Origin of the sequence: Pelomonas baiyunensis, assembly GCF_043555935.1 — a bacterium.
Taxonomy (GTDB): Bacteria; Pseudomonadota; Gammaproteobacteria; order Burkholderiales; family Burkholderiaceae_C; genus Pelomonas; species Pelomonas baiyunensis.
The window spans coordinates 150,256-164,162 of sequence record NZ_JBIGIB010000002.1 but is presented as its reverse complement, the minus strand read 5'-3'; the positions used below and the strand labels follow the sequence as shown (position 1 = coordinate 164,162).

The window sequence follows — 13,907 nt, the reverse complement described above, 5'->3', positions numbered from 1 at the left end:
GACGGGCCCCAGCGCGGTCCCGCCACCCTTTTGAGGCCAAGGAACCTCCCATGAGCAGCGAATTGATCAAGCACGTTTCCGACGCGTCGTTCGACGCCGACGTCATCCAGTCCGGCAAGCCGGTGCTGGTGGACTACTGGGCCGAATGGTGCGGCCCCTGCAAGATGATCGCCCCCATCCTGGACGAAGTCGCCAGCGGTTACGGCGACAAGCTGCAGGTTGCCAAGATGAACGTCGACGAAAACCGCGAAGTGCCGGCCAAGTTCGGCATCCGCGGCATCCCGACGCTGATGCTGTTCAAGAACGGCCAGCTGGCTGCGACCAAAGTCGGCGCCCTCTCCAAGGCCCAGTTGACCGCCTTCATCGACGCGAACCTATAATCTCGCGCAACTGCTGCAGCGCTTCTGGCGCCCCAGGTGCCCCGCTGCAGCAGCCAAAGCCAACACGCCCCGGGTGCATGGGTCACGAACCTGCACCCAGCCAGCGTGGCCTCGGCTCCCCCTCCCCCAATTTTTCTGATTCGATGCCGCAGGCTGTACGTGCGGTGTTGGTTCAGTCCTTCCACGGGGCGGCCGTGGATTCGCCGCAAGCGCCTTGGCTGGCGCAGCGGCTCCTGACGGGTGTTCACCCATGCATCTTTCCGAACTGAAAGCCCTCCACGTCTCGGCCCTCATCAAGATGGGCGAGGAACTGGAGATCGACAACGTCACGCGCCTGCGCAAGCAGGAGCTGATGTTCGCCATCATGAAGAAGCGCGCCAAGGCGGGCGAGCAGGTCTTCGGCGATGGCGTGCTGGAGGTGCTGCCGGATGGCTTCGGCTTCCTGCGCTCCATCGAGGCCAGCTACATGGCGTCGACCGACGACATCTACCTGTCGCCCAGCCAGATCCGCCGCTTCAACCTGCACACCGGTGACCTGGTGGAAGGTGAAGTGCGCGTGCCCAAGGATGGCGAGCGCTACTTCGCTCTCGTGAAGGTCGACCGTGTCAACGGCCAGACGCCCGAGGAGAGCAAGAACAAGATCATGTTCGAGAACCTGACGCCCTTGTTCCCCAAGGAGCAGTTCAAGCTCGAGCGTGAAGGCTACAAGGGTGAAGAAAACATCACCGGCCGCATCATCGACCTGACCTCGCCCATCGGCAAAGGCCAGCGCGCGCTGATCGTCGCCCAGCCCAAGACCGGCAAGACCGAGATGATGAAGAGCATCGCCCATGCTCTGGTCGCCAACCACCCGGACTGCCACCTCATCGTGCTGCTCGTCGACGAGCGCCCTGAGGAAGTGACCGAAATGCTTCGTACGGTGCGCGGCGAGGTCATCAGCTCCACCTTCGATGAGCCCGCCGCCCGCCACGTGCAGGTCGCGGAGATGGTCATCGAGCGCGCCAAGCGTCTGGTGGAACTGAAGAAGGACGTGATCATCCTGCTGGACTCGATCACCCGCCTGGCCCGCGCGTACAACAACGTGCTGCCCAGCTCCGGCAAGGTACTGACCGGCGGTGTTGACGCCAACGCCCTGCAGCGCCCCAAGCGCTTCTTTGGTGCGGCGCGCAACATCGAAGAAGGCGGCTCGCTGACCATCATCGGCACGGCGCTCATCGACACCGGCTCCAAGATGGACGAGGTGATCTACGAAGAGTTCAAGGGCACCGGCAACTGCGAAATCCACCTGGATCGCCGCATGGCCGAGAAGCGCGTCTACCCGTCCATCCTGATCAACAAGTCGGGCACCCGCCGTGAAGAGCTGCTGTTGAAGCCGGAAATCCTGCAAAAGAGCTGGATCCTGCGCAAGCTGCTCTACAACATGGACGAGATCGAGGCGATGGAGTTCATCCTCGACAAGATGAAGGCGTCGAAGAACAACCTGGACTTCTTCGACATGATGCGGCGCGGCGGGTAAGCCTCCACCCAGAACTAGCCAAACCGCAGGGAAGCCCGCTACAATCGCGGGTTTTCCGCCCTGACACCCTGGAAAGTGCGCTGGCACCAAGCACAGCGTGGCTCCCAACCTAAGCCAAGAGGTTCCCATGAAAGAAGGCATTCACCCCAACTACCGCGACGTCGTCTTCGTCGACCTGTCCAACGGTTTCCAGTTCGTGACGCGCTCGACCGTCCAGACCAAGGAAACCATCGAGATCGACGGCAAGACCCTGCCGCTGGTGAAGCTGGAAACCACCAGCGAGTCGCACCCCTTCTACACGGGCACGCAAAAGAGCGTGGACAACCTGGGCGGCCGCGTCGAGAAGTTCCGCAACAAGTTCGCGCACCTCAAGAAGTAATTTGCCGAAGCGGCATTGCGCCGCATCCGCACGCAAGGGCAGCTTCGGCTGCCCTTTGTCATTTCCGACGCCCGACCTCGAGGCGCACCCGCCAACCCAGGCTTCGAGCAACGATGCCTGCTGACAACTGCGTGGCAAGCCCGCACCGGTTCTGCGGCATCATGCGGCCGCCACCCCTCCTGCACTGCGCGTGAATCTACCCACCCCTGCCATCGTTGCCGAACGCGGCGTTGAACGCCTCCCGCGCCTGGCGCTGATCCTGCTCTGCGCCGCCTACGTGCTGCCGGGCATCTTCGGCCGCGACCCCTGGCGCAATGCCGACCTGACCGCATTCGGCTTCATGGCCAGCATTGCCGACGGTCGAGCACCATGGTGGCAGCCATCCATCGCCGGGCTGCCGGCCGACGGCGGACCCCTGCCCTATTGGCTCGGCGCACTGGCCATCAAACTGCTGCCCTGGCTCGATGCGCCCGTGGCGGCGCGTCTGCCGTACGCCCTGGTGCTGGTGGGCGTGCTGGTGGCCGTCTGGTACGCCAGCTTTCATCTTGCCCGCACCGAGGCCGCCCAGCCGGTGGCATTCGCCTTCGGCGGTGAAGCCCAGGCGGTGGACTACGCCCGCGCGCTGGCCGATGGCGCCTTGCTCGCGCTGATGGCCTCGCTCGGCCTTCTGCAGCTCGGGCATGAAACCACGCCAGAGCTCGTGCAGTTGCTCGCGGTGTCGGTCTACCTCTACGGCCTAGCGGCGGCCCCGTTTCGGCGCGGTCGTGCCCGGCTGGCGGTGCTGTTGGCCCTGCCCGTGTTGGCCGCCAGCGGGGCGCCCACCGTCGCGTGCGGGCTGGGGGCCCTGGGCCTGCTGCTGAACCACCGCTCCAGCTACGACGAAGCCAAAAGCCAGCGCGTGTGGCTGCTGGGCGCATTGACGCTGGCGGTGCTCGCGGCGTGGGCGTTCGACGGTTGGGCGTGGCGGGTGCAGCCCATCTTTCATGCGCCGTCCCTGCTGACCTTGCTGGCGTGGTTCTGCTGGCCGGCCGGCCCCCTGGCGCTGTGGACCCTGTGGCGCTGGCGCCGCCACGGCCTGCGCCGGCACATCACCGTGCCCGCCATTGCACTGCTGGTGCCGCTGGCCGCCTGCATCGGCATGGACGGCTCTGACCGCGCGCTGCTGCTCGCCCTGCCCTCGCTGGCCATCCTGGCAGCTTTTGCGCTGCCCACGCTGAGCCGTGGGTTCAGCGCGGCGGTGGACTGGTTCTCGGTGTTCTTCTTCAGTGCCGCCGCGCTCTTTTTCTGGCTGTACTACTTGTCGATGCACCTGGGCTGGCCCACGCGGCCGCTGGCCAACCTGCGCCGCCTGGCCGAGGGCTTCGAGCCCCGATTCAGTCTCGTGGCCCTGCTCATGGCCGTGACCGCCACCATTGCCTGGTTGGCCCTGGTGCGTTGGCGCACGGCTCGCCATCGCCATGCGCTGTGGAAAAGCCTGGCGCTGCCGGCCGGCGGCGTGGCCCTGGGCTGGTTGCTGGTGATGAGCCTGCTGCTGCCGCCGCTGGACTACGCCCGAAGCCTCGGGCCGCTGGTGGCGCGCTTGCAAGCCCGCATGCCCAACGACGTGCATTGCCTGGCCGCGCCGGAGCAAAACCTCGCCACGCTTGCCGCGCTGGAGTGGCATGGCCACTGGCCGGTGAAAGGCCGCGGCACGATTGAAACCTCCGGCTGCAGTTACGCCGTCACCAACCCCAACCAAGCCGTGCCCAAAGGGTGGCAGGTGGTGGCGCAAGTGAAGCGCCCGACCGACCGCACAGGCAGCGCCGGCTTGGTGCTGCTCAAGCGCCAGTGACAGATCAGCCAGCCGCGGCGCCAGCAGTCGATCAGGAATCCGACAGCGCCGCGGCGCCGAATGCGGCCTCATCGCCCAGCGCCGCATCGGACGCCGCCCGCACACGGGCCGCGGGGAACACGAGCCGGAAGCGCGAGCCCTTGCCGATTTCGCTTTGGATGAGCAGCTCGCCGCCATGGCGTTGCATCACATGCTTGACGATGGACAGGCCCAGGCCCGTACCGCCGGTCTCGCGTGAACGGCTGCCATCGACCCGATAGAAGCGCTCGGTGAGGCGCGGGATGTGCTCTCGCGCGATGCCCGGCCCCGTGTCCACGACGGTCAGTTCGCCGTGGCCATCGTCCAGCAGCCGCCACACCACTTCCACTTCACCGCCCTCGGGCGTGTAACGCACCGCATTGGTCACGAGGTTGGCGATGCCGCTCATGAGTTCGCTCTCCACGCCCGCCAACTCGGTGCCGGTGTGCACCTTGAGCCGCATCTGATGACGCCCCGCCGACAGCGCCTCGGCATCGGCCGCAATGCGCGTGAGCATCGCATCCAGCGACACCCACCGGTCCGGCGCCGGACGCGGGCTGCCTTCCAGCTGGGCCAGCGTCAGCAGGTCCGACACCAGGGTCTGCATGCGCTGGGTTTGCTGCGTCATCAGCACCAGCACGCGGTCCCGCTCGGCCTTGGTCAGCGGCAGGTTGTGCAGGGTTTCGATGAAGCCCGCCAGCACCGTCAGCGGCGTGCGAATCTCGTGCGAGACGTTGGCCACGAAGTCGCGGCGCATCGCCTCGTTGCGCACCCGCTCGGTGATGTCCAGCGACAGCACCAAGCGCATGCCGGCGCCGTAATCACGGACGATGATGGACAGCGTGCCCTGGCCGCGACCATTGCCCAGCACCAGCGGCTCGGCGTATTGCTCGGCCTGCAGGTAAGCCACGAAGGACGGCGCGCGAACCAGATTGGTGATGCGCTGCCGCAAGTCGCGGGCCGGGTCGAGCGAGAAGTGGTCCGCCGCGACCCGGTTGCACCAGACGATTTGCTCCTGCGCATCCAGCAACAACACGCCGTTGGGCGAAGCCTCGATGGCCGACAGGAACTGCTCCAGCGCCAGGCGCTCGGCTGCCAGCGCCCGGTCCCGGTCCCGCACGGCCCGCTCGATGCGGTAGCCCACCTCGCCCCACAGGCCGGTGTCACGCGGTGCGTTTTCGAGTTGGTTGCCCCGCAGCCAGCCCAGCAACCGGTGCCCGCGCACGGCGTCCACCAGCAACGTCAGCACGACCGCGCAGGCCACGCCGAACCCAAGCCCCAGGCTGTCGACACCCGACACCTTGCGAACCACGGCGCCCACCACAAAGCCCAACAAGGCCGCCAGCACGGCCATCAACAGTCTGGGCAGCAGCCAGGTCATGACAGGGGCGGTTCCTCAGGCGGACAGCGCGCTGGCGTGCTGCGTCAGGCGATAGCCCGCGCCGCGCACCGTCTCGATCATGCGGGCGCACTGAACGCGCTCCAGCGCTTCGCGCAGGCGCTTGACGTGCACGTCGATCGTGCGCTCCTCGATGAACACATGGTCGCCCCACACACGGTCCAGCAGCTGCGAGCGGCTGTGCACGCGCTCCGGGTGCGTCATCAAGAAGTGCAGCAGGCGGAACTCCGTAGGGCCGAGCTTGACCTCGGTGCCTTCGCGGCTGACCCGGCGGGTGCCCGGGTCCAGCAGCAGCGGGCCCACTTCCACCGCGCTGTCCAGCGCTTCAGGCGCCTTGCGGCGCAGCACGGCGCGGATGCGGGCCAGCAGCTCGTTCGTGGAGAACGGCTTGGTGATGTAGTCGTCCGCGCCGGCATCCAGGCCGGAAATCTTGTCGCTCTCCTCGGCCCGCGCGGTCAGCATGATCACCGGCAGTTCCTTGGTGCGCGGCGTGCTGCGCCACTGGCGCGCCAGCGCCACACCGCTCTGACCCGGCAGCATCCAGTCCAGCACGACGAGGTCGGGCAGCACGCGGTCCACCTCGTACTGGGCTTGCGTGGCGCTGCCCGCGATCGTCACTTCAAACCCGGCGTGGCGCAGGTTGATGGAAATCAGCTCGGCAATTGCCGATTCGTCTTCAACGACGAGAACTCGACTCATAGACATGCTCTTTCGAAAGGTGTGCCTTGCCGAGTGCCTGCCGCCGCGCCGACGGAGCCGGGCCGCTGACAGGGCCCCACAGGGGGCCGGCGAAGCCGGTACAGGGGTGGTTACCGCACCATCGTTTCAATGGCTTCCGGCGTGTTGTGCCGGACGTCTTGGCCCTTGACCACGTAGATCACGACCTCCGCCAGGTTCTTGGCGTGGTCGCCCACGCGCTCGATGGCCTTGGCGACGAACACCAGGTCGATGGACGACGAGATGGTGCGCGGGTCTTCCATCATGTAGGTGATGAGCTTGCGCAGCAGGCCGTCGAATTCCTTGTCGATCTCGTCGTCGTGCTTCAGCACGTCAAGTGCACGCTCCACATCCAGGCGGGCGAAGGCGTCGAGCGCCTTGCGCAGCTGGGTGGTCGCGAGTTCGGCCTCGTAGGCGAGATCGGACATGGGCACGCGCAGCCGGCTCGACACACCGCTGGACACCAGGCGCTGCGCGGTACGCGCGATGCGGGCGGCTTCGTCGCCCACACGCTCCAGGTTGGCGATGCTCTTGCTGATGGCGATCAGCAGGCGCAGGTCACGCGCGGTGGGCTGGCGGCGGGCAATGATGGTGGAGAGATCGCGGTCGATCTCAACTTCCATCGTGTTCACCCGGCCTTCACGGGCCAGCACTTCGTCAGCGGCTTCGGCGGAGAAATCTCCCAAGGCCTGCACGGCCTGGGCCACCTGGGCCTCCACCAGCCCGCCCATTTCGAGCACGCGGGTGGAAATGCCGCTCAGCTCGGCATCGAATTGCGTGGAGAGATGTTTGTCAACCATTCTTAGCTCCTCGATCAGCCGAAGCGGCCGGTGATGTAGTCCTCGGTGTCCTTGCGCTTGGGCTTCATGAACAGCTCCGCCGTGGGGCCGAATTCAATGAGGTCGCCGAGGTACATGTAGGCGGTGTAGTCCGAGCAGCGCGCCGCCTGCTGCATGTTGTGGGTCACGATGGCCACGGTGTAGTCGCTCTTGAGCTCGTGGATGAGCTCTTCGATCTTGCCGGTGGAGATCGGGTCCAGCGCCGAGCAAGGCTCGTCCAGCAGCAGCACTTCGGGCTTGATGGCGATGCCGCGCGCGATGCACAGGCGTTGCTGCTGGCCACCGGACAGGCCGGCGCCGCTTTGGTTGAGCTTGTCCTTCACCTCGGTCCAGAGCGCGGCCTTTTTGAGCGCCCACTCCACGCGCTCATCCATCTCCACGCGGGGCAGCGTCTCGAACAGACGCACGCCGAACGCGATGTTGTCGTAGATGGACATCGGGAACGGCGTGGGCTTCTGGAAGACCATGCCGACCTTGGCGCGGATCAAAGAGACGTCATCCTTGCTGGTGAGGATGTCTTCCCCATCCAGCAGGATCTGACCCTCGGCGCGCTGCTCGGGGTAGAGCTCGAACATGCGATTGAGCGTGCGCAGCAGCGTGCTCTTGCCGCAGCCCGACGGGCCGATGAAGGCGGTGACCTTCTTCTCGGGGATGTCGAGGTTGATGTTCTTCAGCGCGTGGAAGTTGCCGTAATAGAAGTTCAGGTTGCGCACCGACAGCTTGGCGCGTTCGCCCACGGGCGTTTCGACTTTGGCGTCCATGGTGAGTCCTCAGTGTTTGTTCTTGAAAAGCACGCGGGCCAGGATGTTCAGCAGCAGCACGCCCACCGTGATCAGGAAGACGCCGGCCCAGGCCAGCTTCTGCCAGTTCTCGTACGGGCTCATGGCGAACTTGAAGATGGTGACCGGCAGGCTGGCCATGGGCGCGCCCAGATCACTCGTCCAGAACTGGTTGGACAGCGCGGTGAACAGCAGCGGCGCGGTCTCACCCGACACGCGGGCCAGCGCCAGCAGGATGCCGGTGATGACGCCCGCCCGGGCGGCCTTCAGCGTGATGGCCAGAATGACCTTCCACTTGGGCGTGCCCAGGGCGTAGGCTGCCTCGCGCAGCGCGTTGGGCACCAGGCTCAGCATGTTCTCGGTGGTGCGAATGACCACCGGAATCACCAGCAACGCCAGCGCCAGCGAACCCGCCAAGCCCGAGAAGGTGTGCATGCGGGCCACGATGACGGCATACACGAACAGCCCCACCACGATGGAGGGCGCCGACAGCAGGATGTCGTTGATGAACCGCACCGCGCTGCCCAGCCAGGTCTTCTGGCCGTACTCCGCCAGGTACACACCAGCCAGGATGCCCACCGGCGTACCCACCAACGTGGCCAGGCCCACCATCACCAGACTGCCGAACAAGGCATTGGCCAGGCCGCCACCCTCACCCTGCGGCGGCGGCGTCATTTGCGTGAAGGTGGCCAGGTTCAGGCCGCCAATGCCCAGGTAGATGGTCTCGAAGAGGATCCAGATCAGCCAGAACACCCCGAACGCCATCGCGCCCAGAGACAAGGTCAGCGCGACCGCGTTGATGCGTTTGCGCTTGGCGTGCATGGCCAGACGGCCTGCGTCGAGCTTGCTCATGAGCGGGCTCCTTCGCTCTTCTTCAGTCGAATCAGCAGCAGCTTGGAAATGGTCAGCACCACGAAGGTGATGAGGAAGAGGACCAGGCCGAGGTACATCAGCGAGGCTTGGTGCAGGCCTTCGCCGGCTTCGGCGAATTCATTGGCCAGCGTGGAGGTGATGCTGTTGGCCGCCTCGAACACCGACAGCGAATTCAGCTGGCTCATGTTGCCGATCACGAAGGTGACCGCCATGGTTTCGCCCAGCGCGCGGCCCAAGCCCAGCATCACACCGCCCACCACACCGGTCTTGGTGTAGGGCAGCACCACCTTGGACACGACTTCCCACGTGGTGGCACCCAAGCCGTAGGCGCTCTCCTTGAGCATGGGCGGCGTGACCTCGAACACATCGCGCATCACCGAGGCGATGAACGGGATGATCATGATGGCCAGGATGATGCCGGCCGACAGGATGCCGATGCCCACCGGCGGGCCCGAAAACAGGCTGCCCAGGAATGGCACGCCCGTGAACACCGCTTGCAGCGGCTGCTGCACGAACGTGGCCAGGATGGGGCCGAACACCAGCAGGCCCCACATGCCATACACGATGGACGGCACGGCCGCCAATAGTTCGATGGCAATGCCCAGCGGCCGCTTGAGCCAGCTGGGCGACAACTCGGTCAGGAAGATGGCGATGCCGAAGCTCACCGGTACAGCAATCAGCAAGGCGATGAACGAACTGGCCAGCGTGCCGTAGATCATCACGAGGCCGCCGAACTTCTCCTGCACCGGGTCCCAGTCAGTGCTGGTCAGAAAGCCCAGACCGAAGGCCTTGAGCGCAGGAGCAGCGCCCATGATCAGCGAGCCGATGATGCCCACCATCAAGGCCAGCGTGAGCCACGCAGCACCTTGCGACAGCACGGCGAACAGCGTGTCAGCCCAAGGGGCAACGCGGCGGCGAGGGGGTTGAGGCTTCATCGATTGCGGGGGTGCAGCGCTGCGGGCGCTGTCGTTGGAAAAGATGGCGGCCAAGGGACCTCCGGTCGATCGGGTCTGGGAAAGCGGCGGATGCGGCAAAGCCCGGTTTGCACCGGGCTTGTTGGCCTCAGCCTGGGATCACTTGTGGGCGATGGCCTTGCCCGAGCTGTCCTTGATCTGGTCGGTCCACTGCTTGCGCACCAGGTCCTTGACCGAGGCGGGCAGCGGCACGTAGTCCAGGTCGTCGGCCATCTTGTCGCCGTTGACGTAGGCCCACTCGAAGAACTTCAGCGCAGCGCTGGCGTTGGCCGGCTTGTCCTGCGACTTGAACATCAGGATGTAGGTCGGGTTGGTCAGCGGCCACGACGTCTTGCCCGGCTGGTCGGTCGTGATTTGGTAGAAGGTCTTGTTCCAGTCCGCACCCGCGGCCGCAGCCTTGAAGGCGTCGTCGCTCGGGTTGACCCACTGGCCATCCTTGTTCTTGAGCTGCACGTAGGTCATCTTGTTTTGCTTGACGTACGCGTACTCCACGTAACCGATGGAGTTCGGCAGGCGCTGCACGAAGGCGGCCACGCCCTCGTTGCCCTTGCCGGCGGTGCCAGCCAGCCACTTGACGGTGGTGCCCTCACCCACTTTTTCCTTCCACTCCGAGCTGACCTTGGACAGGTAGTTCGTGAAGATGAACGTGGTGCCCGAGCCGTCAGCGCGCGCCACCGGGGCGATCGCGGCATCCGGCAGCGGCACGCCCGGGTTCAGCGCAGTCAGGGCCGCGTCGTTCCACTTGGTGATCTTGCCCATGTAGATGTCTGCCAGCACAGGGCCGGTCAGCTTGATCTGGCCCGGCGCCACGCCCTTGATGTTCACCACGGGCACCACGCCGCCGATGACGGTCGGGAACTGCACCAGGCCATCCTTGGCCAGCTCTTCATCCTTCAGCGGCATGTCGGACGCACCGAAGTCCACGGTCTTGGCCTTGATCTGGCGAATGCCAGCGCCAGAACCCACCGATTGGTAGTTGATGCGAGCGCCGGAGGCCTTGTTGTAGGCATCGGCCCACTTGGCGTAGATGGGCGCCGGGAAGGTGGCGCCGGCGCCCGTCACGTCTTGGGCTTGGGCCGACGTCGCGGCGAACAGCCCGGCCAGCGAGGACACCAGGGCGAACGACTTGCTGACTTGAACAAACTTCATCGAGAGACCTTCTACAGGCGGGTTTGACGATGGTTCGCATCCTAGGGAGCGAATGTGACGGTTCGGTGACGTGACCGTCACACAGTTGCGATTGGAGCGCGTTCAGGCCCGCCCGAGAAGCCGCCAAATGCGCTTTATGACACTGTCACACCGGTTTCACGCGATCGTCATTTGGCGTTTCTAGAGTGCAAACACCTCCACAAGCCTCGCTCCAAGCCATGCGCCACCTCCCCGCCTTGCTGTCCCGATTCGCGCTCGTCGCCGCCGTGTTCCTCGCGGGCTGCGCCACGACGCCCGCCCCGGCCCCGTTGCCCGACGCGCTGGCTCGCAACCCGCAGTTGTCCACCTTCACCCGCCTGGCCGTGCAGTCCGGGCTGGCCGATGATCTGCGCGGCGCCGGGCCTTTCACCGTCTTTGCCCCCACAGACGAGGCCTTCAAGGCCGTGCCGGCCAAGACGCTGGAGGCCTGGAACGCCGATCCGGCCCAACTGAAGGCCGTGCTGGCCTTCCACGTGATCGACGGCCGCGTGGCCGCCGCCGACGTCAAAGCCGGCCCGGTCAAGGCTCGCCAAGGTTCCAACCTGAACCTGGCCAAGGCCGGCACCTTCGTGACCGTGGAAGACGCCGTGGTGCAAGACGCCGACTTGTCCGCCACGAACGGCATGGCGCACACGGTCGATCGCGTGCTGATGCCGCCCAAGAAGTAAGTCGCCAGCCCGGCGCGGCGCGGCGCGCCCTGCCATGGCGCCACGCCGGAACAAGCCGGGCGGAAAAAAGCCGCCCGAAGGCGGCTGGGTCATGCCCGGGCCTGTGCCCTGGCTGGGTGCGTCACGCCGCCACGGCGTCGGCCAAGCGCTGGGCGCAGCGCTGCGCCAGAGCCGCGTCGGACGCCTCCACCATCACCCGCAGCAGCGGCTCCGTGCCCGAGGCCCGGATCAGCACGCGGCCGCGATCGCCCAGCTCGGCGTCGACGGCGGCTTGTTCTGCCGCCAGGCGCGGGCTCGACTTCCAGTCCTGCCCGGCTTGCAAACGCACGTTGATCAGCGTCTGCGGGAACAGGTCCACGCCGCTCAGTTGCTCGGCCAGGCTCTTGCCGCTGCGGCACACAGCCTGCAGCACCAGCAGTGCACTCACGATGCCATCACCGGTGGTGTGCTTGTCCAGGGCCAGCAGGTGGCCCGAACCCTCACCGCCCAACTGCCAGCCGCGCGCAGCGAGCTCTTCCAGCACATAGCGGTCGCCCACCTTGGCACGCACGAACTCCACGTCACGGGCGCGCAGGGCCAATTCCACGGCCATGTTGGTCATCAAGGTGCCCACGGCCCCCGGCACGCGCGCGCCCTGGCTCAGGCGATCAGCCACCATCACGTACAGCAACTCGTCGCCGTTGTAGAGGCGGCCGGCCGCATCCACCAGCTGCAAACGGTCTGCATCGCCGTCCAGGGCCACGCCGTAGTGAGCACCGTTCGCCTTCACCGCCTCCACCAAGGCCGCGGGCGAGGTGGCGCCGAACCCGGCGTTGATGTTGAAGCCGTCGGGCTTGCAGCCAATGGAAATGACTTCCGCGCCCAGCTCGTGGAACACATCCGGGGCCACGTGGTAAGCCGCGCCGTGGGCGGCGTCCACCACGATCTTGAGCCCCTTGAGCGTCAAATCAGAGCCGAAGCTGTTCTTGCAGAACTCGATGTAGCGGCCACGGGCATCTTCCAGGCGCTTGGCGCGACCGAGGTTGGCCGAATCCACCCACTGCGGCGCTTCTTCCAGCGCAGCCTCAACCGCCAGCTCCCAGGCATCGGGCAGCTTCTCACCCTTGGCCGAGAAGAATTTGATGCCGTTATCGGCAAACGGGTTGTGCGAGGCGCTGATGACCACGCCCAGGTCCTGCCGCAATGCACGCGTGAGGTACGCGACGCCGGGCGTGGGCAGCGGGCCGGTCAGCAGGACATTCACGCCCGCCGAGGCAAAACCGGCCTCCAGGGCCGACTCGATCATGTAGCCCGAAATCCGGGTGTCCTTGCCGATGAGCACCGTGGGCCGTTGCGCCGAGCGGCGCAACACGCGCCCCACAGCATGCCCCAAGCGGAGCATGAAATCCGGCGTGATGGGAGCCTGACCGACCGTGCCGCGAATTCCGTCGGTTCCAAAATACTTCCGGCTCATCGAACGTCTTCCTTTGTCTTTGGGGCCGGAATTGTCGCCGCATCGACGGCCGCCCAGACCTTCAGCGCGTCCACCGTGGCAGCGACGTCATGCACCCGCACGATGGACGCGCCATGCACCACGGCACGCAACGCCGCCGCCACGCTGGCGGCCACGCGCTCATTCACTGGCCGCCCAGTGATGTCGCCCAGCGTGCGCTTGCGCGACCAACCCGCCAGCACCGGATAGCCCAAGGCCACCAACACCTGCTGCCCGGCCAGCAGCCGCAGGTTGTGCGCCGCCGTCTTCGCAAAACCATAGCCCGGGTCCAGCACGATGCGCTCCGCCGCCACACCAGCCCGCTGCACGACCGATGCGCGATCCTGCAGGAACGCCGCGACCTCGGCCACCACGTCGTCGTACTGCGCCAGGTCCATCATGGAGGCCGGCTCGCCCCGCATGTGCATCAGGCACACGCCAGCCTCGCTGGCCGCCACAGCCTCCAGCGCCCCGGGGCGCTGCAGCGCCTGCACATCGTTGACGATGTCCACACCCGCGTCCAACGCGCGCCGCATGATGTCCGGCTTGTACGTGTCCACCGACACCGGCACGCCCATCGACACCGCGGCCCGCAGCACATCGCCGATGCGTGCCCACTCCCCGTCCGCATCCACCTGGGCAGCCCCGGGCCGTGTGGACTCGCCGCCGATGTCCAGCATGTCGGCCCCTTGCCGCAGCAGGGCCTCGCAGTGCGCAATGGACCCGGCAACGCCGGCATGCTGGCCGCCGTCAGAGAACGAGTCCGGCGTCACGTTGACGATGCCCATGACGCGGGGGCGAGAGAGGTCGATACGAAATCGTCGGGTCTGCCAGTGCATCAAACCAAAGTCCCAAATGAATCGGGCCCGGCATCA

The 13,907-nt window shown here is 66.1% G+C and carries 14 protein-coding genes; 5 read left to right on the top strand and 9 right to left on the bottom strand.

What is annotated here, in order from left to right; translation table 11 throughout:
• Positions 1 to 50: 50 nt before the first annotated feature.
• The 4 genes from trxA (at position 51) to ACG01O_RS07120 (ending at position 4,106) form a co-directional block, all read left to right on the top strand.
• Positions 51 to 380: a thioredoxin TrxA gene (gene trxA / locus ACG01O_RS07135; RefSeq protein WP_394382920.1), complete on the top strand. Its 330-nt coding sequence runs from the start codon at positions 51 to 53 to the stop codon at positions 378 to 380.
• Between the two features lie 250 nt (positions 381 to 630).
• On the top strand, positions 631 to 1,896 hold the full coding sequence (rho, locus tag ACG01O_RS07130) for a transcription termination factor Rho (RefSeq protein ID WP_268168107.1): 1,266 nt from the start codon (positions 631 to 633) through the stop codon (positions 1,894 to 1,896).
• 127 nt (positions 1,897 to 2,023) lie between these two features.
• On the top strand, positions 2,024 to 2,275 hold the full coding sequence (locus ACG01O_RS07125; RefSeq protein ID WP_268168108.1) for a type B 50S ribosomal protein L31: 252 nt from the start codon (positions 2,024 to 2,026) through the stop codon (positions 2,273 to 2,275).
• Positions 2,276 to 2,465: 190 nt separating this feature from the next.
• Positions 2,466 to 4,106: a hypothetical protein gene (locus tag ACG01O_RS07120; protein WP_394382915.1), complete on the top strand. Its 1,641-nt coding sequence runs from the start codon at positions 2,466 to 2,468 to the stop codon at positions 4,104 to 4,106.
• A 31-nt stretch (positions 4,107 to 4,137) separates the two neighbouring features.
• On the opposite strand, the gene phoR is transcribed toward ACG01O_RS07120, so the two are convergent.
• From phoR to pstS, 7 genes are all read right to left on the bottom strand, one after another.
• Positions 4,138 to 5,505 carry a phosphate regulon sensor histidine kinase PhoR gene (gene phoR / locus ACG01O_RS07115; RefSeq protein WP_394382913.1) on the bottom strand — a complete coding sequence of 456 codons (1,368 nt, stop codon included), beginning with the start codon at positions 5,503 to 5,505 and terminating at the stop codon, positions 4,138 to 4,140.
• A gap of 15 nt (positions 5,506 to 5,520) precedes the next feature.
• Positions 5,521 to 6,222, bottom strand: coding sequence for a phosphate regulon transcriptional regulator PhoB (gene phoB, locus ACG01O_RS07110; protein ID WP_394382910.1), 702 nt, complete (start codon positions 6,220 to 6,222; stop codon positions 5,521 to 5,523).
• A 110-nt stretch (positions 6,223 to 6,332) separates the two neighbouring features.
• Entirely contained in the window at positions 6,333 to 7,040 is a 708-nt protein-coding gene (gene phoU / locus ACG01O_RS07105) for a phosphate signaling complex protein PhoU (protein ID WP_394382907.1), read from the bottom strand.
• A gap of 14 nt (positions 7,041 to 7,054) precedes the next feature.
• Positions 7,055 to 7,840 carry a phosphate ABC transporter ATP-binding protein PstB gene (gene pstB, locus ACG01O_RS07100; RefSeq protein ID WP_394382902.1) on the bottom strand — a complete coding sequence of 262 codons (786 nt, stop codon included), beginning with the start codon at positions 7,838 to 7,840 and terminating at the stop codon, positions 7,055 to 7,057.
• A gap of 9 nt (positions 7,841 to 7,849) precedes the next feature.
• The gene (pstA, locus tag ACG01O_RS07095) at positions 7,850 to 8,710 is read right to left on the bottom strand and encodes a phosphate ABC transporter permease PstA (protein ID WP_394382899.1); all 861 of its coding nucleotides are present in this window, start codon (positions 8,708 to 8,710) and stop codon (positions 7,850 to 7,852) included.
• On the bottom strand, positions 8,707 to 9,666 hold the full coding sequence (pstC, locus tag ACG01O_RS07090) for a phosphate ABC transporter permease subunit PstC (protein ID WP_394382896.1): 960 nt from the start codon (positions 9,664 to 9,666) through the stop codon (positions 8,707 to 8,709). Before pstC ends, pstA begins: the two co-directional genes overlap by 4 nt.
• 138 nt (positions 9,667 to 9,804) lie before the next feature.
• Positions 9,805 to 10,854: a phosphate ABC transporter substrate-binding protein PstS gene (gene pstS, locus ACG01O_RS07085; protein WP_394382893.1), complete on the bottom strand. Its 1,050-nt coding sequence runs from the start codon at positions 10,852 to 10,854 to the stop codon at positions 9,805 to 9,807.
• 218 nt (positions 10,855 to 11,072) lie between these two features.
• Here pstS and ACG01O_RS07080 point away from each other — a divergent pair, with 218 nt between their 5' ends.
• Positions 11,073 to 11,561 (top strand): fasciclin domain-containing protein, encoded by a 489-nt coding sequence (locus ACG01O_RS07080; protein WP_394382891.1) that lies wholly within the window; start codon positions 11,073 to 11,075, stop codon positions 11,559 to 11,561.
• Between the two features lie 121 nt (positions 11,562 to 11,682).
• On the opposite strand, the gene glmM is transcribed toward ACG01O_RS07080, so the two are convergent.
• Positions 11,683 to 13,014 carry a phosphoglucosamine mutase gene (gene glmM / locus ACG01O_RS07075; RefSeq protein WP_394382888.1) on the bottom strand — a complete coding sequence of 444 codons (1,332 nt, stop codon included), beginning with the start codon at positions 13,012 to 13,014 and terminating at the stop codon, positions 11,683 to 11,685.
• Positions 13,011 to 13,871, bottom strand: coding sequence for a dihydropteroate synthase (gene folP, locus ACG01O_RS07070; RefSeq protein WP_394382885.1), 861 nt, complete (start codon positions 13,869 to 13,871; stop codon positions 13,011 to 13,013). Before folP ends, glmM begins: the two co-directional genes overlap by 4 nt.
• Between the last annotated feature and the right edge of the window lie 36 nt (positions 13,872 to 13,907).